Genomic DNA, 18,287 nt, shown 5'->3' on the forward strand with positions numbered 1-18,287 from the left:
GGTGACGTGCTGGCCTATCGCAATGAACTTTTGTGGTGGTCTGACGTCTCATTGTTGAGTTTATTTACGGTGCTCACTTTCGTGGGTACCAGAGTTCTGCGAGGTCATTCCTGAATGGGCACAAGCTTGCAAGTTATTGAACATCTGTCACCGGGTCGCAATGTCGATGCCTATGTTCAGACTGTGAGTGCCATTCCCATCCTCACGGTTGAAGAGGAACGGGAACTGGCCGACCGCCTGCATTTCCAGAGCGATCTTGAAGCGGCGCGTCAGCTGGTCATGTCGCACCTGCGTTTTGTTGTACACATTGCCCGCAGCTACTCCGGTTACGGACTGCCGCTGGGTGACCTGATCCAGGAAGGCAACGTAGGTCTGATGAAAGCGGTCAAACGCTTCGACCCGACCATGGGCGTGCGGCTGGTATCCTTTGCCGTGCACTGGATCAAGGCCGAGATGCATGAGTTCATTCTGCGCAACTGGCGTATCGTAAAAGTCGCCACGACCAAAGCACAGCGCAAACTGTTCTTCAATCTGCGCTCGCAGAAGAAGCGTCTGGGTTGGATGACCAACGACGAGGTTGAGGCCATGGCCGGTGATCTCGGTGTTGATGCCAAGGTTGTGCGGCAGATGGAAGGTCGTTTGGCGTCCAACGATACCGCGTTTGATGCGCCGGTCAGTGAAGACGAGGAGAGTACCTACCTGTCGCCCTCGGCGTATCTGGAAGATCACTCTGCCGATCCGGCCGTGCAGCTGGAAGACGCCAACTGGGAGCAGGATTCCCAGCAGCGCCTGCTCAGCGCGATGGAAACGCTGGATGAGCGTAGCCGGACCATTCTGGCCCGTCGCTGGCTGTCCGAGGACAAGGCGACACTGCATGAGCTGGCCGCCGAGTACGATGTGTCTGCCGAACGTATCCGCCAGCTGGAAAAGAACGCCATGAAAAAAATTCGTGGAGCGATGCTGGCGGCGTAAGCCGGAGTGTTGTTACCGTAAGACTGAAGCCGCCGCAGGGCGGCTTTTTTCATTTTCGGCACAGCCGGTAAAATCGTTATAATGTCTGCCCAGGAGGCCCGATGTCTGCCCGCTTTACGTTGGTAACCGCTGCATTGTTGGCCGCATTGTCTGTGGCGCTGGGTGCCTTTGCCGCCCACGGGCTGCGGACATTGCTCAGTGAACGTTTGCTGGAGGTGTTCCAGACCGGCGTCCAGTATCAGTTCTGGCATGTGGGTGCCTTGCTGGTAACAGGCCTGCTGCAGCAGCGCAGTAACAGTCGTGGCCTGCAGGTGAGTGCGGCGGCGTTCATGCTCGGGATCTGTGTCTTCAGTGGCAGCCTGTATGTGCTGGCGCTGAGCGGCATTCACTGGGTGGGCGCGATTACGCCGCTGGGTGGCATCGCTTTCATCATCGGCTGGTTGAGTCTGGCCGTATCGATCTATCAACAGGGTAAATAACATGCAGATTCAGGTGAATGGTGAGGCTCGGGAGATCAATGCAGACGCCACCCTTGCCGAGCTGATCGAACAGCTCGAACTGACCGGCAAGCGCATCGCGATTGAGCTGAACCTGGAGATCATCCCGCGCAGCGAACACACGGGAACCCGGCTCAACGCCGGTGACCAGGTCGAGATCGTACACGCGATCGGTGGTGGCTGAGGCCACCCTGCTGTTGCGCACCGTATAACCAATTTCCTATCAGGGTACAGATGATGTCAGAGCTAGAGAACCACGACCCGCTGATCATTGCCGGACAGTCCTTCAACTCCCGCTTGCTGGTGGGTACCGGCAAATACAAGGACATGGCCGAGACCGGCGCTGCCATCGAAGCCAGCGGTGCCGAGATCGTTACCATGGCCGTGCGTCGCACCAATCTGGGCCAGAATCCGGACGAGCCCAACCTGCTCGACGTGATCAGCCCGGACCGCTACACCCTGCTGCCGAACACTGCCGGCTGCTATACCGCGGATGATGCCGTGCGTACCTGTCGTCTGGCCCGTGAACTGCTGGATGGCCACGATTTGGTCAAACTGGAAGTCCTGGGCGACCAGAAAACCCTGTACCCCAACATCATCGAAACGGTGAAGGCCGCTGAAACGCTGGTCAAGGACGGTTTCAAGGTGATGGTATACACCAACGATGACCCGATTGTGGCCAAGCGTCTGGAAGAGATCGGCTGTGTCGCGGTGATGCCGTTGGGCTCACTGATCGGCTCCGGTCTCGGCATCCAGAACCCGCACAACATCCGCCTGATCATGGAAGAGGCCAAGGTGCCAATTCTGGTGGATGCCGGTATCGGCACGCCTTCTGAAGCCGCGATGGCGATGGAGATGGGCTGTGCTGGCGTGCTGGTGAATTCGGCGATTGCTGGTGCCCAGCATCCGGTATTGATGGCGCAGGCGATGCAGAAAGCGGTTGTGGCTGGCCGTGAAGCCTTCCGTGCCGTGCGCATGCCGCGCAAGGCCTACGCCAGTGCTTCCTCGCCGTTGGATGGCGTGATCAGCGCTCGCTAAATGCAAATTCCGGGGTCGCCAAGGCCCCGTCGACAGACAGATGTGATGATGACAGACGAACAGAAACCGGTGCGCCGGATCCGCAGCTTTGTAGTGCGCGCAGGGCGTATGACCGAAGGCCAGCAGCGTGCGCTGGACGACAACTGGCCGCAGTACGGCCTGGAATTGAAAGATGGCATGATCGATCCGGCCCAGGCCTTCGGGCGTGCGGCACCGCTGGTGCTGGAGATCGGTTTCGGTATGGGTGACTCTCTGATCGAGATGGCCCGACAGGCACCGGAGAAGAACTTCATCGGCATTGAAGTACATCCGCCAGGCGTAGGCCGTTTGCTGTCACGTGCTGCCGAAGCCGGCCTGACCAATATTCGGGTCTATTGTGATGATGCCGTCGAGGTATTGGCCCAGTGCATCCCCGATGCCAGCCTGGAGACACTGCAGCTGTTTTTCCCCGATCCCTGGCACAAGAAGCGTCATAACAAGCGCCGTATCGTCCAGCCGGAATTCGCCCAGAAAATCCGTCAGAAATTGATGATCGGTGGCTGTTTCCACATGGCGACCGACTGGGAGAACTATGCCGAGCACATGATGGAAGTGATGAGCGCCGCCGAAGGCTATCGTAACCATGCCGGTGAAGGGGCGTATTCACCGCAGCCCGAATGGCGCCCGGTCACCAAGTTCCAGCAGCGAGGCGAACGTCTTGGTCACGGCGTCTGGGATCTGATGTTTGAACGCGTAGACTGAACAGCTGACAGGAGAGCACCGGATGAGCGAATCTTTGGCCGTAACCCAGCAGAGTCTGGACTACCGTGCCGCCCTGAAAGCGGCGACGGCTGCCAGCGAGCAGGCCGAGACCCTGGGCGTCAATGTCAGCATTGCCGTCGTCGGTCGGGGCGGCCAGCCGCTGGCCCAGCTGAGCCTCAACAATGCGCCGCCGCAAACGCAGCAGCTGGCGCTGCGCAAGGCGCGGACCTCGGCGGGTTTCAAAGTGCCCAGCAGTTTCTTCCGCGACCGGAATGCGGATGATGTTCACCTGCTGGCGGCACTGGATACGCATCCTGACCTGCTGATGCTTGGCGGCGGTTTGCCGATCCTGCTGGCGGGCGAGTGCATCGGTGCCGTCGGTGTATCCGGGGCGTCTCAGGCACAGGATATTGCCTGTGCGGAAGCTGCGCTGGCCGCACTGGGTGTTAGCGCAACCTGATGGTGTGTAGATGAACATGAGTACACAAGGGGGCACTTCGGCCCCCTTTTTGTTAATGGCGGTGGCATCGGCCGTACTGATGGGCACGATTGGCGTGATCTCCAAGTATGTCGGTCTCAGTGCGGAAACCCTGACCTTCTATCGGCTCGGCTTCGGTGCCGCGCTGATGCTGGGCTATCTGCTGCTGGTGGGCCAGGCACGTCTGTTGCTGATCTGGCCGTCCTGGCGGGTGCTGGCTAATGGCGCGTTGTTGGCGGCTTTCATTGTCTGTTACGTGCAGGCGATGCTGTATACCAGCATGGCCAATGCGATCATGATGGTCTACCTGTCACCGGTGGCGGCGTCAGTGGTTGCACATTTCCTGTTGGGCGAGCGGCTAAGCAGCGCAGGGGTCGGTTTGATTCTGCTGGCGCTGTTCGGCTTTGCCATGATGATGGAATTCCAGCTCAGCTTTGACAGTGCCGGTGATGCCACTGGCATGGCCTATGCGGCACTGGCGATGCTGGCGTATGCCGGTTTTATCCTGATGAACCGGATCATGCCGGCCCGTGTGCATGCCTATACCCGCTGTTGGTACCAGTTGCTGGCCGGAGCCCTGTGCATGCTGCCGTTGATGTGGCAACAGGGCGAAAGCATCGCCTCGGCACAGTGGGGCTGGCTGTTGCTGGCCGGTCTGTTGCCCGGTTTTCTGGCCATTCTGTTTGCCGTGATTGCGCTGCGGGAGCTGCCGGCGGCGACCTTCGGTACGCTGGCTTACATGGAGCCGATTGCGGTGGTGACCTTCGGTTGGGTGCTGTTCGGTGAAGCCCTGAATACGCTGCAGTTATCCGGCTGTGCCCTGATCATGGGAGCCGGGGTCGCTCAGGCACTGCTGAACCAGCGGCGCGAGCGCACGGCTCGCGCGCTGTTGGCGCAGAACGCCAGATGCCGTCAAAAGGCAACGGCCGAGTCCGCTTAGAGTGGACTCGTGCCCCGATGCTGAGCGCCGTGTTTGCCACGATGTTCAGGCTTACGTTCACGCATCTGTTCCAATGTCTGTTCCTGCTCCGGGGTCAGAATCGCATATAGCGCGGCCTTGTGGTCGGCACGGGCCTGCAGTCGTGCGGCCAGTTGTTGCTGTGCCTTGGCAATATGTTGCTGCACCTGCTGCTGATAGTCGGCGGCATTGGGGTCCAATGCCTTTAGACCACGGTCGTGCTGCGGCTGTCGCTTCGGTTTATCCTGTTGCCACAGGGCTTGAACGGCCTCCTGCTGGTCTGGGGTCAGTGCGAGCGTTTCGCTCATCCGTTGCAGCCGCTGCTGCATTCGCTGTTCATGATCGGTATCGCAGCCGGCTTTCTGGCCGGCAAATACGGCAGCACTGCCACCCAGCACCAGTGAACCGGCAATCAGACTGCTGATCAAACGACGTGTATTCATGGTATTGCTCCGCTTGTTGCATTCAGTTGGCCCCAGTATGGCGCTGGGCCGGGCAAAGTTGTGCGCACAAAGCGTAAAGTTGGGTAAAGCCCCCGCCAGCGGTGATGGCAGGGCGTTATGATGGCCTCAGGAGGACGCAATCATGCCAACAAAACCGATCTTGCTGGTCGATGACGATATCGAGCTGTGCGCGCTGCTGGCCGATTACCTGCGCCATGAGGGCTATGCGGTGGATAGCGTATACACGGCCGAGGCCGCCTTGCAGTGGCTCGAACAGGACACTCCTGCGCTGATGGTGCTGGACGTGATGATGCCGGGGCAGAGCGGGCTGGAACTGCTGCAACAGCTGCGGCCGCGCTGGCAGGTGCCGGTGTTGATGTTGACCGGTCGTGGCGAGGCGATCGATCGTATCCTCGGGCTGGAAATGGGAGCCGATGACTATCTGGCCAAGCCCTGCAATCCGCGCGAGCTGCTGGCCCGTATTCGCGCGATCCTGCGTCGCAGCACGGACCTGCCTGCTGTGGCCGGTCAGGCCGAGATTCCGGCCGACACCCCGGATGGCGTATTTCCCCGACGGCCACTGGTGGTGAGTGGCATTTATCTGGACCCCGGCATGCGGGAAGCCCGGGTGGGTGACCAGCCGCTGGTGCTGACCAGCGCCGAATTCAATGTGCTGGCCTATCTGATGCAGCATGCCGGTCAGGTGCTGGGCAAGGCCGAGCTGACCCGCTGGGTACTGCACCGTGAGCTGGGGGCCTATGATCGCGCGTTGGATGTGCATGTCAGTCGGGTGCGGCAGAAGCTGGCGCAGGCGTTGGGCAGTGAGCGCGACTGGATCAAGACCGTGCGTGGCCAGGGCTATCAACTGGTCAGGAGTGAATGATGCGCGTGTATCAGGGGCTGTACTGGAAAATGTTTCTGGTGATCTGGCTGGTGAGCCTGGCGGGCATGAGCAGTGTCTATCTGCTGCTCAACAGCCGATTGGACAGCGCACATAAACTGGAAGTGCTGGAAGCTCGCGCACAAGGACAAGCCCGTTTGATGCTGGAGCGCTACGAGCAGCAGGATCCTGAATGGAAACGTGCCGACGGTGGGCGCCATCGGCTGCGCATCTGGCTCTACTCGGCTGACGGTGCTGAGCAGTTGACGCATTGGCGTCGGCCACCACCGGAACCGACGCTGGATTTTGAACTGACGACCGCCAGTGGGCGCGTTTATCAGGCACGGGTACCGCTGCCACGGGATGAGCGCCATGCCGAACATCTGCTGGAACGCCTGTTCTCATTGCAGATGGTGTTGATCCTGCTGGTCTCGGCCCTGTCGGGTGGTGTGCTCAGTGCGCTGGTGGTGCGGCCGATCCGGCGCTTGAGCGATCATGTCCGTGACCTGCACGAACATCGCGACCTGAGCCTGAGGGCGGACCGGCGTCTGAGTGCGCGCCGCGACGAGATTGGCGAGCTGACCCGCGAATTCGACCGCATGGCCGATTATGTCGAACAGACGCTGAGTGCCCGGCAGCAGCTGCTGCAGGATGTCTCCCATGAACTGCGGGCACCGCTGGCACGCCTGCAGGCAGCGGCGGGCCTGCTGGAACAGCGGCTGACGCGGGATGATCCGCTGTTGCAGCGGATCGAACGCGAGTGCGACCGCCTGAACAGCTTGATTGGTGAGATTCTGGCGTACAGTCGTGCCGGGCAGCAGGCGGTAACGGACGAGAGTTTTACGTTGCAGGGCGTGGCGGACGAGCTGATGGCGGATCTGCGCCTGCGCCAGCCGGAACGCCCGTTCAGTGTGCAGCTTGAAGATGAGGGGCTCTGTTACCCGCGCGGGCGCAGCCAGCTGTTGTGCGCGTTGCAGAACGGCATCGAAAACGCGGTCCGCCATACGGATCCGGGTGTAGCCTTGACGCTGAGCATTCGTCGCCTGGCGGACGCGGTTGAACTGCGTTTGCGTGATTACGGGCCGGGGGTGGCGCCTGATCTGCTGACACAGCTGTTTACGCCCTTTGTGCGCGGGCAGGCGGCGTCAGCGGACGGTTTTGGTCTGGGCATGAGCATTGCCCTGAACGCCATCGACCAGCTGGGTGGACAGGTTGACGCACACAACCATCCGCAAGGGGGGCTGGAGCTGATAATCCGCCTGCCACTTGACTAGGTGCCGGGCAGGCTGACCAGGCGCACCGGGTCTCCAGCCTTGACCTCCAGCGCAGCGGCCATTTCCGCACTCAGCCGGACCTTGTTCAGGGTCGGCTGCAGAGCTGCCTGGATGCAGCGAAACCCCGAACATCCGGTGTTGCTGACCAAATAGGTGCGTGCGTCCTTGGGCGCGGGGACGGCGTCTATCACCACCTCTACCCGACGACTGCGCCGGATCGCGTCCACTTCGTCGGGTCGTGCTGCCAGGGTCGGTCCGGCATCGAAGATATCGACGTAGTGTTCATAGCGAAACCCCTGTGCCTTGAGCAGGCGACATGCCGGTTCGGTATCGGGATGGACACGACCGATCACCGCCTGGGCTTCGGCGGGTAGCAGGTGGATATAGATCGGGTGCTTGGGCATCAACTCGGCGATCACCACTTTGTTGCCGGAGCCGGTCAGAAAATCGGCTTGCTGGTAGTGCATGGAAAAAAAGTGCTGTCCCAGCCCTTCCCAGAACGGGTTGCTGTCGTGCTGGTCGGTAAAGCCGCGCATCTCGGCGATGATGCGGTCCGAAAACCGCTGCCGATGTTCGGCCATGAACAGGAAACGGGAGCGCGACAACAGGCCGCCGCCACCCCCGCCACGATGGGCCGGGCGCAGGTAGAGCGAACAGAGTTCACTGCTGCCGGTGTAGTCATTGCACAGGTACAGGGTGCGGAATTCGTTGTAGATCCCCAGCTGATGGGAGGCATGGACGATAGTGCCGACATGATAGTGATACCAGGGAGCATCCAGGCCTACAGCCGAGGTGATACCACAGGTTCCGAGCACCTCGCCGCTCTCGGTGTCTTCCAGCACGAACAGATAGGTAACGGGAGAGGGGGTACTGACCGCCTGGTGCAGATAATGGATCGATTGCTCGATCTTGTGCTTGAGCAGCGCGGCATCATCGGGCAGTGATGTGAATCCGGTGCCGGACTCGACGGCGATGGCTTCGAGCAGGCCGCTATCCGCAGCCGTGATGGGACGTACACGCAGCATACCGCCTCCTGCCAATATTGATTCAGCTTACAGTATAGGCAGGGGTGGCATAATGACATGCGATGTTGCCTGGGGGTATGATCGGCAACGATCCGTCATTGAGGAATACATGATGCGCAAGAAACTGATCAGTCTGCTGTTGAATACGCTGGTGCTCGTGTCATTAGGCACGGCAGTCAGTGGCTGCAGCACCATCGAAGGTGCCGGCAAGGATCTGGAAAAGGCGGGGGAAGCGATTCGGGATGCGGCTCGCAACGCGAACAGTTGACCGCTGATGGCAACGCCCAAGCCGTAGTCCCGTTTTTCCCGGGATACGGCCTGAGCAGATCAGGCGTGAATCAGAGTGCGTCTGGTCCGGTTTCGCCGGTACGGATGCGGATCACCTGCTCCAGCGGCATGACGAAGATCTTGCCGTCACCGATCTTGCCGGTATTGGCGGTCTTGCTGATTGCCTCGATCACCTGATCGAGCATGTCATCGTCGATGGCAACCTCGATCTTCACCTTGGGCAGAAAGTCGACCACGTATTCCGCGCCACGATAGAGCTCGGTATGGCCCTTCTGGCGGCCGAAGCCTTTTACTTCCGTTACCGTTACGCCCTGAATCCCGATATCGGACAGCGCTTCACGAACGTCATCCAGCTTGAACGGCTTGATCACCGCGGAGACGAGTTTCATCATTCAAGTCCTCATAGATCTGTGGCAGTCCCACTTCGCTCCGGCCGGAAGGCCGGCGGAGAAAACATGGCTGCCAGTATACCCATAATCAAAAGGCTGCGCATAATATGCGCAGCCGGAAAGTTGTACGTATTGTGTGGAATTATTTCTTGCCGCCGGCGAATTCCGGGTAGGCTTCCATGCCGCATTCGGCCAGATCCACCCCTTCATATTCTTCTTCTTCGCTGACGCGCACACCCATGACCGCCTTCAGGATCAGCCAGACGATCAGGCTGGCGACGAAGACCCAGCCGAAGATTGAGACGATGCCCAGCAGCTGAGCGCCGAAGGTCGCGTCGGCATTGTTCAGCGGTACCGCCAGCAGACCCCAGATGCCGACCACACCATGGACGGAGATGGCACCCACCGGATCATCGATACGCAGCTTGTCCAGCGTGATGATGGCGATGACGACCAGAGTACCGCCGATGGCACCGATCAGGGTAGATGACAGAGCGGTGGGCGACAGCGGGTCTGCGGTGATCGCAACCAGACCCGCCAGTGCACCGTTCAGTGCCATGGTCAGATCCGCCTTGCGGAACCAGAGGCGGGCCACGATCAGGGCTGCAATGACGCCACCGGCCGCCGCCGCGTTGGTGTTGACGAAGACTTCAGCAACGGCATTGGCTTCACCGACATCAGACAGTTTCAGCTCGGAACCGCCGTTGAAACCGAACCAGCCCATCCACAGAATGAAGGTACCCAGGGTGGCCAGCGGCAGGTTGGCACCGGGGATCGCGTTGATCTCGCCGTTCTTGCCGTATTTGCCTTTACGGGCGCCCAGTACCAGCACAGCTGCCAGGGCTGCTGACGCGCCAGCCAGATGCACGATACCGGAACCGGCGAAGTCAGAGAAACCGGCTTCGCTCAGGAAACCACCGCCCCAGGTCCAGTAGCCGGATGTCGGGTAGATGAAGCCGGTCATGACCACGGCGAATGCCAGGAACGCCCACAGTTTCATGCGTTCGGCCACGGCACCGGAGACGATGGACATGGCGGTCGCTACGAACACGACCTGGAAGAAGAAGTCGGAACGGGCCGAGTAGTAGGGCGCATCGTCGCCTCCGGAAAGGACCGCATCGGTCGCATTTTCGTCACCGATCAGTGCGCCGAAGCTCGGGATCACACCGCCAGCGTCGGAGCTGTACATGATGTAGTAGCCACACAGCAGATACATGGTACAGGCGATGGCGTAGAGGGCGATGTTCTTGGTCAGGATCTCGGTGGTGTTCTTGGCGCGTACCAGACCGGCTTCCAGCATGGCGAAACCGGCGGCCATCCACATCACCAATGCACCACACATCAGGAAGTAGAAGGTATCGACTGCATATTTCAGCTGGGCCAGATCCCCGGCTGTCGAATTCAGCAATGTATCCATAATTTTATCCTCAGGAGATAAACGAAAGCGGTAGTCGGTCGGGGTCAGAGTGCATCGTGGCCGGTTTCACCGGTACGGATGCGGACCACCTGTTCCAGCGGGGTGACGAAGATCTTGCCGTCACCGATCTTGCCGGTATGGGAGGTCCTGCTGATCGCATCCAGTACCTGGTCAACAATGTCGTCGGCGACGGCAGCGTCGATGCGGACCTTGGGCAGGAAGTCGACGATATATTCGGCACCACGGTAGAGCTCGGTGTGGCCTTTCTGGCGTCCGAAACCTTTGACTTCGGTAACCGTTATACCCTGCACGCCGATATCGGACAGTGCTTCGCGGACATCGTCGAGTTTGAATGGCTTGATGATCGCTGAGATCAGTTTCATGGCGTAAGTCCTCTATTCCCTGTGCGTCGGGCTGCCATCCGCGAGATGAGGTGGCGGGCCGTATGTCTTGACTTAAGCGAAGGTTGTGCCAGTTTTTTTTTATGTTTATAAAACATGGAGTTGCGGAGTAAGTGTGACCGGATAGGGCCTTTCGTTGGCAGATAACAGGGCATGCACGGTTGATTTCAGTGCATCATATTGGTGCATGCTCGATCGCGGTGCGCAGGTTTCGATCTGACGCTGCACGGTGTTCTGGTTTATAGTGACGGTTGATACCTGTTTGTATGTGGAGCACTGGATGATTCATCAAAAACTGATCGATACCCTGTCTGGCCAGTTTAGTCAGCTGCTGAGCAATCGCCCTGAAATGCCGGGACAGCATGAGCTGCAGGCACAGATTCGGGCCATGCTGCAGAGCAGTTTTGCCCGTCTGGATCTGGTCACCCGCGACGAGTTTGATGCCCAGCAGGCGGTGCTGATGCGCACGCGCGAGACGCTGGAACAGCTGGAGGCACGGCTGGCGGCACTGGAATCCGAGGGCATGGCCGCCGCGGAAACGCCTGCGGCTGACGATGCCGAGGAAGCGCCCCGCAACAGCTGATCTCTACCCCCTGTATAAGAGCCAAGGATGGCCCATGTCACTTGCCGTTATTCATACCCGAGCCCAGCTCGGCATTCAGGCACCTCCGGTTGCCGTTGAGGTTCACCTGTCGGGTGGCCTACCCTCCATGTCGATCGTCGGCTTGCCCGAAACGGCGGTCAAGGAAAGCCGTGAACGTGTGCGCAGTGCACTAATTACGGCTGGTTTCGAGTTTCCGCAGCGCCGTGTCACCATCAATCTTGCTCCGGCCGATCTGCCCAAGGAAGGGGGGCGCTACGACCTGGCGATCGCCATCGGTATTCTGTCCGCATCCGGTCAGCTCAAGGGCTGGAAGGCCAGTCCGACGGTGGAAATGCTCGGCGAGCTCGCGTTGTCTGGCGATATTCGCCCCGTACGCGGCATTCTGCCGGCGGCAGTCGCGGCCGGTAAGGTCGGGCGTGCTCTGGTGGTGGCGCGAGAGAATGCCGACGAAGCGATGATGGCAGAGGGGACCGAAGTATTTGCCGCCGGTCATCTGTTGGAGTTGGTGGCGCACCTGACGCGCCAGCAGCAGCTGCCTGCCTGTGTCCCCGGTGATGTCGACGATGCCGTGGCAACGGTGCCGGACCTCGCCGATGTCAAAGGCCAGCTGCAGGCGCGACGGGCACTGGAAGTGGCCGCTGCCGGCGGGCATAACCTGTTGTTTTCCGGTCCGCCGGGCAGCGGTAAAAGCATGTTGGCCGCGCGCTTGCCAGGGTTGTTGCCGCCGCTGGCGACCGAACAACGGCTGGAGGTGGCGGCGATTGCCTCGGTATCGGGGCAGAGCGTGGCACCTGCCTGTCAGGGCATGCGACCGTTCCGCAATCCGCACCATACCGCGTCAGCCATTGCCTTGGTGGGCGGAGGCAGTCATCCACGCCCAGGTGAAATTTCGCTGGCGCATCAGGGGGTGTTGTTTCTGGACGAGTTGCCGGAATTTTCACGGCGAGTACTGGAAGTGCTGCGCGAACCGTTGGAAACCGGCGAAATCCTGATCTCGCGGGCGGCCCGTCAAACCCGTTATCCGGCCCGGTTTCAGCTGGTGGCGGCGATGAACCCCTGTCCTTGCGGGTATCATGATGACGGCAGTGATCGCTGCCTGTGTACGCCGGATCAGATCCGCCGCTACCAGATGAAAATCTCCGGGCCTCTGCTGGACCGCATTGACCTGCAGGTTCAGGTGCCGGCCCTGCCGGCGGCCACGTTATTGCAGTCCAGTGCAGTGGCCGAGACCAGTGCGACGGTACGCGAACGGGTGATGGCGGCGCTGGCGTTGCAGCTGGCGCGTCAGGGCAGGATGAACCGTGAACTGTCCGGTCGTGAACTGGAGCAGGTCTGTACACTGGACGGTGCAACGGAGGCCTTGCTGGTACGGGTGATGCAACAGAGTCAGCTGTCGGCACGTGGCTGTCATCGCCTGCTGCGCGTTGCGCGCACGCTGGCGGACCTGGCCGGTCAGGAACGGGTCGAGCGTGGCCAGCTGTTGGAGGCGCTGGCGTTCAGAGGGCTTGCTGGCGGCGGTTCGTGCTGAGCAGGTTGAGAAACTGGTCCAGGCAGACCGGGCGACTGAAAAAATAGCCCTGCACCTGGTCGCAGTCATGGCGGATGAGGAATTCCAGCTGGGCACGGGTTTCCACGCCCTCAGCGATCACCTGCTTGTTGAGGTTGTGCGCCAGGTTGATGATGGCACGCACAATCTCTTCATCATCAATGTTGCCGGGGATACCGTCGACGAAGGACTTGTCGATCTTCAGCGTGGTGATCGGCAGTTTCTGCAGCAGGCTGAACGAGGAGTAGCCGGTGCCGAAATCGTCCAGTGAGAACTCCACGCCCTGATCACTGAGCTGGCGGATGGTGGAGCGTACATGCTCTTCATCACTGCACAGCGCGGTTTCGGTCAGCTCGAACTCCAGCGTGCGGGTATCCATGCGGTGTTCCTGCATCAGCCGTTCGATCGTGGGAGCCAGATGGCGATCCTGGAACTGACGGAAGGACAGATTGACGCCGATACGGCCATCCAGACCCGCCTCCTGCATGGCTGGCAGCCGCTTGCCCACTTCCTGAATAATCCAGTAGCCCAGCGGCACGATCAACCCGGAGGCCTCGCAGGCGGGGATGAAACTGTTCGGCTGCTGCAGTCCGCGCTCGGGGTGACGCCAGCGGATCAATGCCTCGGCACCGCAGATGGCACCGCGGCGCAGATCGATACGGGGCTGGTAGAACAGTTCGAACTCTTCGCGCTGCAGGGCACGCCAAAGCTCGGGGTCGTAGCCGCCTGCAGGTACGGCGTCGGCGACAGTGACGGGGGCAGTATCGTGCTGATTGTGGTGCTGCAGCTGTTCGCAGTAGCGCAGGATACGGCGGATGGTATCGACACTGCTGCCGGGCAAATAAAGATGGTCATTGCGGAGGTCGGCCAGTAACGGCTGCCACTCAGGCTGTTCCGGGGAGTGGTGCAACAATAACACCACGGGCAGAGTGGGCAGCTGGGCTCGCAGTGCGGTTAACGCCACCGTGGCCTGCTCAGGCGTCGTGCTGTCCAGCAGGACAATGGGCGAGCCCAGGTGCTGTAGCACCGGCAGTGCCGCCGCCACGGAATGACAGCGGCAAAAACGTCCGTGCCACCAGGGCTGCAGCCAGTCTTGCCAACAGGCCTCCAGTGTTTCTGAAACACTGATCAGTACCAGTGGTGACCGGTTTGCTTCCGATTCTGTATGAACTGTATCTGCCAGCATGGTGCTGCTTCCCCGTCACACCTGAATAAATCCTGCTCGGCAGGAACTGAATTTCATCAGGGGGCCATGTCATAATAGGCGATGCACATTTATCGCCCAGTGAGACTACCACGGTTTATCAGTGTCCATAAAACGGTATGGTCAGGCGGGGGGCGGAGGAGCTGAACTCGACTCCGGTGGCGACCATATAATGAGTATCGGCCAGTTTTGAGCCAGGTTTAATGTTTTTGAGGTGTTATGAGCAAATTGAATCCCCGCCAGCGTGAAGCGGTGCATTACATCGGTGGTCCGCTGCTGGTGTTGGCCGGAGCCGGTTCAGGCAAAACCAGCGTGATTACCCGCAAAATCGTCTGGATGATCAGGGAGGCGGGGCTGGAAGCACGCCACATTGCCGCCGTAACCTTTACCAACAAGGCTGCGCGGGAGATGAAGGAGCGTGTCGGCCAGTTGCTGCAGGGCAAGGAAGGACGCGGGCTGACGATCTCCACGTTCCATACGCTGGGCTTGTCGATCATCCGCCGCGAACGCAAACACCTGGGATTGAAGGCCGGTTTTTCATTGTTTGATGATCAGGACAGCAAGGCGTTGCTGCGTGATCTTATGTTGCAGAACGACGAAGATACCGACCAGATAAACGACGTTCAACATCGCATATCCAACTGGAAAAACGACCTGTTGACCCCGGATCAGGCCTTGGCCGAAGCCGAGTTGCCGCAGGATATCCTCGCCGCACGGGCCTACGAGGCCTACAACCGCCATCTGCGCGCCTACAATGCGGTTGATTTCGATGATCTCATCCTGTTGCCGGTACAGCTGTTTATCGAGCATGCGGATGTGTTGGAACGCTGGCAACGTCGCATTCGTTACCTGCTGGTGGACGAGTATCAGGATACCAACCTGTCGCAGTACAAGCTGGTACGTTTGTTGGTTGGCCATCGCAGCGGTCTGACCGTGGTGGGTGATGACGACCAGTCGATCTATGCCTGGCGCGGCGCGCGGCCGGAAAATATGGTGCAGCTGCAGACCGACTTCCCCAGCCTGAAAGTGGTCAAGCTGGAGCAGAACTACCGTTCCACCAGCCGTATCCTCAAAGCTGCCAATACGCTGATCGCCAACAATCCACATGTGTTCGAAAAGACGCTGTGGAGCGAGATGGGCTATGGCGACCCGTTGCGGGTGATTCATGCACGCAACGATGACGCCGAAGCGGAGCGAGTGGCCACCGATATCCTCGACCGCCATCTGCGTGAGCGTATCGCTTTTCGCGACTTCGCCGTACTGTACCGTGGCAATCACCAGTCGCGGCTGATCGAAATGAAGCTGCAGCACTATCAGGTGCCATACAAGCTCAGCGGTGGTACCTCCTTCTTTGCCCGCGCCGAGATCAAGGACCTGATGAGCTATTTGAAGGTGTTGATCAACCGTGACGACGACAACGCTTTTCTGCGCATTATCAACCTGCCACGACGTGAGATCGGTCCCAGTACCCTGCATGCGCTCGGCGAGTATGCGTCCGGCCGTGAAATCAGCCTGTTCGAGGCGTGTGGCGAGCTGGGGCTGGAGCAGGTTCTGTCGGCACAGGCGGTGGATCGGCTGCGTCGGTTCTGCCACCTGATTGATCGACTCTATGACCGCTGTCGTGATGGCGACCCTATCGCCGCCATCCATGAGCTGATTGACGAGATCGATTACCCCGGCTGGATTCGCCAGAATGCGTCCAGCGATGTGGTGGCCGAAAAGCGGATGCAGAACGTCTACTTCCTGATTGAATCCCTGCAATCGACACTGGAGCGGTTGCAGGAGGAGGACGAGGATACCGGCATTGAAGATGCCATTGCTCGCCTGGTACTGATCGACATGCTCAACCGCCAGGAAGAGGAAGATGACTCTGACCGCGTGCAGTTGATGACGTTGCATGCCTCCAAAGGGCTGGAGTTTCCACATGTATTCCTGCTGGGTATGGAGGAGGAACTGCTGCCGCACCGCAACAGTATCGAGATGGATACCATTGAGGAGGAGCGTCGGTTGGCCTATGTGGGTATCACCCGCGCACAAAAAACCCTGACCATGACGCTGGCCAAGCAGCGTCGGCAATTTGGCGAGTGGCTGGAGTGTACGCCCAGCCGTTTTCTGGAAGAGCTACCGGCAGATGACATCGAACACGAGGGTCGCGGCGATGATCGCCCTGAACAGAACCGCGCCCGAGGCCGGGCTACACTCAATGGCCTCAAGGGGCTGCTGGATGATCTCTGAGATCCAGTGGCAGGGTCAGGGTGAAACAGCTGCCCTGGGCTGAACTCTCAACCTGAATGTTGCCGTGCAGGGTTTGGGTGACCCACTGATGCACCAGATGCAGGCCCAGGCCGGTATGCCCCTGCCCGCGTCCGCTGGTGATGAAGGGGTCGAACAGGGTCGGCAGGATCTCTGCCGGGATGCCGTGGCCGTTGTCACTGACCTGCAATTCCAGCTGCCCTGACGCGGTCAGTTGGCCGCTGAGGCGGATATGGCCACGGCTACCCTCGTCAAATGCATGCTGCAGCGCATTGTCGATCAGGTTTTGCAGTACCTGCGATAAAATGCCCGGATGGCTGTACAGGGTGCAATCGGGCAACACCTGTTCCAGAGTCACGGACGATTGCTTCAGCGATACCTGCAGGCTATGCAGCAGATCATCGACACAGGCCTGCAGGGTAAAGCTGACCGGCGCCTCCAGATTGCGCTCCAGTGCCAGACGTTTGAAACTGCGGATCAGTGCCGTCGCCTTGTCGAGGTGGTGCCGGATCAACGCGATGCCCGAGAGTGTCCGAGCCAGATAATCAGCGAGCCCGGCCCGTGTCAGATAGCCATCATCCACGGCTGTCTGCAGTTGATGCCGGTCATTTTCCAGCGTACTCAGGGTCATCAGCGCCCCACCGGTGGGGGTGTTGAGCTCATGAGCCACGCCAGCCACGGTCATCCCCAGCGCCGACAGCTTGCGGGTTTCAACCAGTTCATCCTGCAGTACCTGCTGGTGGTGCAAGGATTGCTTCAACTGCACATTCGCACTTTGCAGCTCGCTGCGCTCGTAGCTGAGCTGGTGCAGCAGTTCGACGCGCTGGGCTTCGATACGTGCGACACGATAGATGACGAGGCCGCCCAGCAAGAGCACCAGCACGCTGCCCAGCGTCACCGGCAACAGCAGTGACTGGCGCAGGGTCGTGATCATGCCGGGCGGTGTTGACAGCAGGAGGTACCATCTGGAAGTGTCGGTATCCGCGGCAGCGGTGGTGTCGGGCTGGATCTGCGTATAGCTCCAGAGCTGGCCGTAGAGGTTTATACCTCGGCCGCTGGGGCTGTCTTGCATGCGTTGCCACAGCTGCGGGTACTGCTGTTGCACGGTCAGGTCTGGCTGTTGCCGTAAAAACCCCCACTCCTGAGCAGGGTCTTGATGCAGTAGCCAGTAGCCGTTCGCATTGACCATACCGGGCTGGGTCTGAGTGCTGCTCTGTTGGCGCAGTTGTTGGAAAAACGTCTGCAAGCTGAAGTTGAGCACCAGCATGCCGGGATGCAGGTTATCGCTGCCGGTACGAATGACGGTGCGCAGTGTGGGATCCAGCGGAGTGGCAATACGCCCATGCTCGGTGTTCAAATCCAGCGGCGAGTAGTAGATATGATCAGCCGCCAGCAGTCGGGCAGCGCGCACATAATAGCGCTGGCTTTTGTCCTGCAGTTCGGCGGAGGCAACCTGTTGAGGCTTGCCCTGGATGACGTTGGTGCGGACCTGCTCTCGACCGCTGTTGTCCAGCCAGCGCAGTTGCGACATCAGGCCGGATGAACGACTGACGCGCTCGAAATGCTGCGCCAGTTGGTGCAACTGTGGCGGAGCGTCTTGGTGCAGGCTATTGGAGAGCGCATAGCTGCGCTTGAGCAGCAGCGTCAGTTGTCCGAAGTAGCCGAGCTTCTGGCTCAGCTGATGACTGATCTGGTCGAGCAGTTCACCATGGCGAGTGATGATCGGATCCACCTTGAGTCGGTACAACTCGTTATAGGCGACCCAGGCCGAGATCATGACCGTGAGCAGAAGTGGCAGCATGAGCAGTAACCAAATGCTCAAGGCGCGCCGCTGGTATGCCGCCCTGGCAATATCGGGATCATATTCCATTGCAGCCTC

Annotated in this window: 20 protein-coding genes; 13 read left to right on the forward strand and 7 right to left on the reverse strand. The window is 59.9% G+C overall.

Annotation, left to right across the window (positions count from 1 at the left end; genetic code table 11):
* Positions 1–114: 114 nt before the first annotated feature.
* The 7 genes from rpoH to CLV44_RS08275 all read left to right on the forward strand — a co-directional run bounded on the left by rpoH (position 115) and on the right by CLV44_RS08275 (position 4,666).
* Complete coding sequence (gene rpoH / locus CLV44_RS08245; RefSeq protein ID WP_106591645.1) at positions 115–972, forward strand: RNA polymerase sigma factor RpoH; 858 nt, start codon at positions 115–117, stop codon at positions 970–972.
* A 101-nt stretch (positions 973–1,073) separates the two neighbouring features.
* The gene (locus CLV44_RS08250; protein WP_106591646.1) at positions 1,074–1,451 is read left to right on the forward strand and encodes a DUF423 domain-containing protein; all 378 of its coding nucleotides are present in this window, start codon (positions 1,074–1,076) and stop codon (positions 1,449–1,451) included.
* A 1-nt stretch (position 1,452) separates the two neighbouring features.
* Positions 1,453–1,653 carry a sulfur carrier protein ThiS gene (thiS, locus tag CLV44_RS08255; protein ID WP_106591647.1) on the forward strand — a complete coding sequence of 67 codons (201 nt, stop codon included), beginning with the start codon at positions 1,453–1,455 and terminating at the stop codon, positions 1,651–1,653.
* A gap of 53 nt (positions 1,654–1,706) precedes the next feature.
* Positions 1,707–2,507 carry a thiazole synthase gene (locus CLV44_RS08260; protein ID WP_106591648.1) on the forward strand — a complete coding sequence of 267 codons (801 nt, stop codon included), beginning with the start codon at positions 1,707–1,709 and terminating at the stop codon, positions 2,505–2,507.
* A gap of 48 nt (positions 2,508–2,555) precedes the next feature.
* Entirely contained in the window at positions 2,556–3,248 is a 693-nt protein-coding gene (gene trmB / locus CLV44_RS08265) for a tRNA (guanosine(46)-N7)-methyltransferase TrmB (protein WP_106591649.1), read from the forward strand.
* A gap of 22 nt (positions 3,249–3,270) precedes the next feature.
* Positions 3,271–3,708 carry a GlcG/HbpS family heme-binding protein gene (locus CLV44_RS08270; RefSeq protein WP_106591650.1) on the forward strand — a complete coding sequence of 146 codons (438 nt, stop codon included), beginning with the start codon at positions 3,271–3,273 and terminating at the stop codon, positions 3,706–3,708.
* Between the two features lie 16 nt (positions 3,709–3,724).
* Positions 3,725–4,666, forward strand: a complete 942-nt coding sequence (locus tag CLV44_RS08275; protein WP_106591737.1) for a DMT family transporter — start codon at positions 3,725–3,727, stop codon at positions 4,664–4,666.
* Here CLV44_RS08275 and CLV44_RS08280 read toward each other — a convergent pair.
* Positions 4,663–5,127, reverse strand: coding sequence for a Spy/CpxP family protein refolding chaperone (locus CLV44_RS08280; protein WP_106591651.1), 465 nt, complete (start codon positions 5,125–5,127; stop codon positions 4,663–4,665). The two genes, CLV44_RS08275 and CLV44_RS08280, sit on opposite strands and share 4 nt — an antisense overlap.
* A 142-nt stretch (positions 5,128–5,269) precedes the next feature.
* Between CLV44_RS08280 and CLV44_RS08285 the strand changes: the two genes are divergently transcribed.
* Positions 5,270–6,010 (forward strand): response regulator transcription factor, encoded by a 741-nt coding sequence (locus tag CLV44_RS08285; protein WP_106591652.1) that lies wholly within the window; start codon positions 5,270–5,272, stop codon positions 6,008–6,010.
* Positions 6,010–7,281 carry a sensor histidine kinase gene (locus CLV44_RS08290; protein WP_211298101.1) on the forward strand — a complete coding sequence of 424 codons (1,272 nt, stop codon included), beginning with the start codon at positions 6,010–6,012 and terminating at the stop codon, positions 7,279–7,281. The genes CLV44_RS08285 and CLV44_RS08290 overlap by 1 nt, the downstream gene beginning before the upstream one ends.
* On the opposite strand, the gene astA is transcribed toward CLV44_RS08290, so the two are convergent.
* Positions 7,278–8,306 (reverse strand): arginine N-succinyltransferase, encoded by a 1,029-nt coding sequence (astA, locus tag CLV44_RS08295; RefSeq protein WP_106591654.1) that lies wholly within the window; start codon positions 8,304–8,306, stop codon positions 7,278–7,280. The two genes, CLV44_RS08290 and astA, sit on opposite strands and share 4 nt — an antisense overlap.
* Before the next feature lie 52 nt (positions 8,307–8,358).
* Here astA and CLV44_RS08300 point away from each other — a divergent pair, with 52 nt between their 5' ends.
* Positions 8,359–8,574: an entericidin A/B family lipoprotein gene (locus CLV44_RS08300; RefSeq protein WP_245912644.1), complete on the forward strand. Its 216-nt coding sequence runs from the start codon at positions 8,359–8,361 to the stop codon at positions 8,572–8,574.
* 70 nt (positions 8,575–8,644) lie between these two features.
* Here CLV44_RS08300 and glnK (CLV44_RS08305) read toward each other — a convergent pair whose 3' ends face one another.
* From glnK (CLV44_RS08305) to glnK (CLV44_RS08315), 3 genes are all read right to left on the reverse strand, one after another.
* Positions 8,645–8,983, reverse strand: a complete 339-nt coding sequence (gene glnK / locus CLV44_RS08305) for a P-II family nitrogen regulator (RefSeq protein WP_106591655.1) — start codon at positions 8,981–8,983, stop codon at positions 8,645–8,647.
* Between the two features lie 142 nt (positions 8,984–9,125).
* Positions 9,126–10,400 carry an ammonium transporter gene (locus tag CLV44_RS08310; RefSeq protein WP_106591656.1) on the reverse strand — a complete coding sequence of 425 codons (1,275 nt, stop codon included), beginning with the start codon at positions 10,398–10,400 and terminating at the stop codon, positions 9,126–9,128.
* 44 nt (positions 10,401–10,444) lie between these two features.
* Positions 10,445–10,783 (reverse strand): P-II family nitrogen regulator, encoded by a 339-nt coding sequence (gene glnK, locus CLV44_RS08315; protein ID WP_106591657.1) that lies wholly within the window; start codon positions 10,781–10,783, stop codon positions 10,445–10,447.
* A gap of 298 nt (positions 10,784–11,081) precedes the next feature.
* Here glnK (CLV44_RS08315) and CLV44_RS08320 point away from each other — a divergent pair, with 298 nt between their 5' ends.
* Positions 11,082–11,384, forward strand: a complete 303-nt coding sequence (locus CLV44_RS08320; protein ID WP_106591658.1) for an accessory factor UbiK family protein — start codon at positions 11,082–11,084, stop codon at positions 11,382–11,384.
* A gap of 34 nt (positions 11,385–11,418) precedes the next feature.
* Positions 11,419–12,933, forward strand: a complete 1,515-nt coding sequence (locus CLV44_RS08325; RefSeq protein WP_106591659.1) for a YifB family Mg chelatase-like AAA ATPase — start codon at positions 11,419–11,421, stop codon at positions 12,931–12,933.
* Here the strand turns inward: CLV44_RS08325 and CLV44_RS08330 are convergent.
* Positions 12,902–14,137, reverse strand: coding sequence for a putative bifunctional diguanylate cyclase/phosphodiesterase (locus CLV44_RS08330; protein ID WP_106591660.1), 1,236 nt, complete (start codon positions 14,135–14,137; stop codon positions 12,902–12,904). The two genes, CLV44_RS08325 and CLV44_RS08330, sit on opposite strands and share 32 nt — an antisense overlap.
* Before the next feature lie 237 nt (positions 14,138–14,374).
* Between CLV44_RS08330 and rep the strand changes: the two genes are divergently transcribed.
* Positions 14,375–16,390, forward strand: coding sequence for a DNA helicase Rep (gene rep / locus CLV44_RS08335; RefSeq protein WP_106591661.1), 2,016 nt, complete (start codon positions 14,375–14,377; stop codon positions 16,388–16,390).
* Here rep and CLV44_RS08340 read toward each other — a convergent pair.
* Positions 16,365–18,278, reverse strand: coding sequence for a sensor histidine kinase (locus CLV44_RS08340; protein ID WP_106591662.1), 1,914 nt, complete (start codon positions 18,276–18,278; stop codon positions 16,365–16,367). The genes rep and CLV44_RS08340 overlap by 26 nt on opposite strands.
* Between the last annotated feature and the right edge of the window lie 9 nt (positions 18,279–18,287).

Origin of the sequence: Marinobacterium halophilum (genome assembly GCF_003014615.1) — a bacterium.
In the GTDB taxonomy this organism is placed as follows: domain Bacteria; phylum Pseudomonadota; class Gammaproteobacteria; order Pseudomonadales; family Balneatricaceae; genus Marinobacterium; species Marinobacterium halophilum.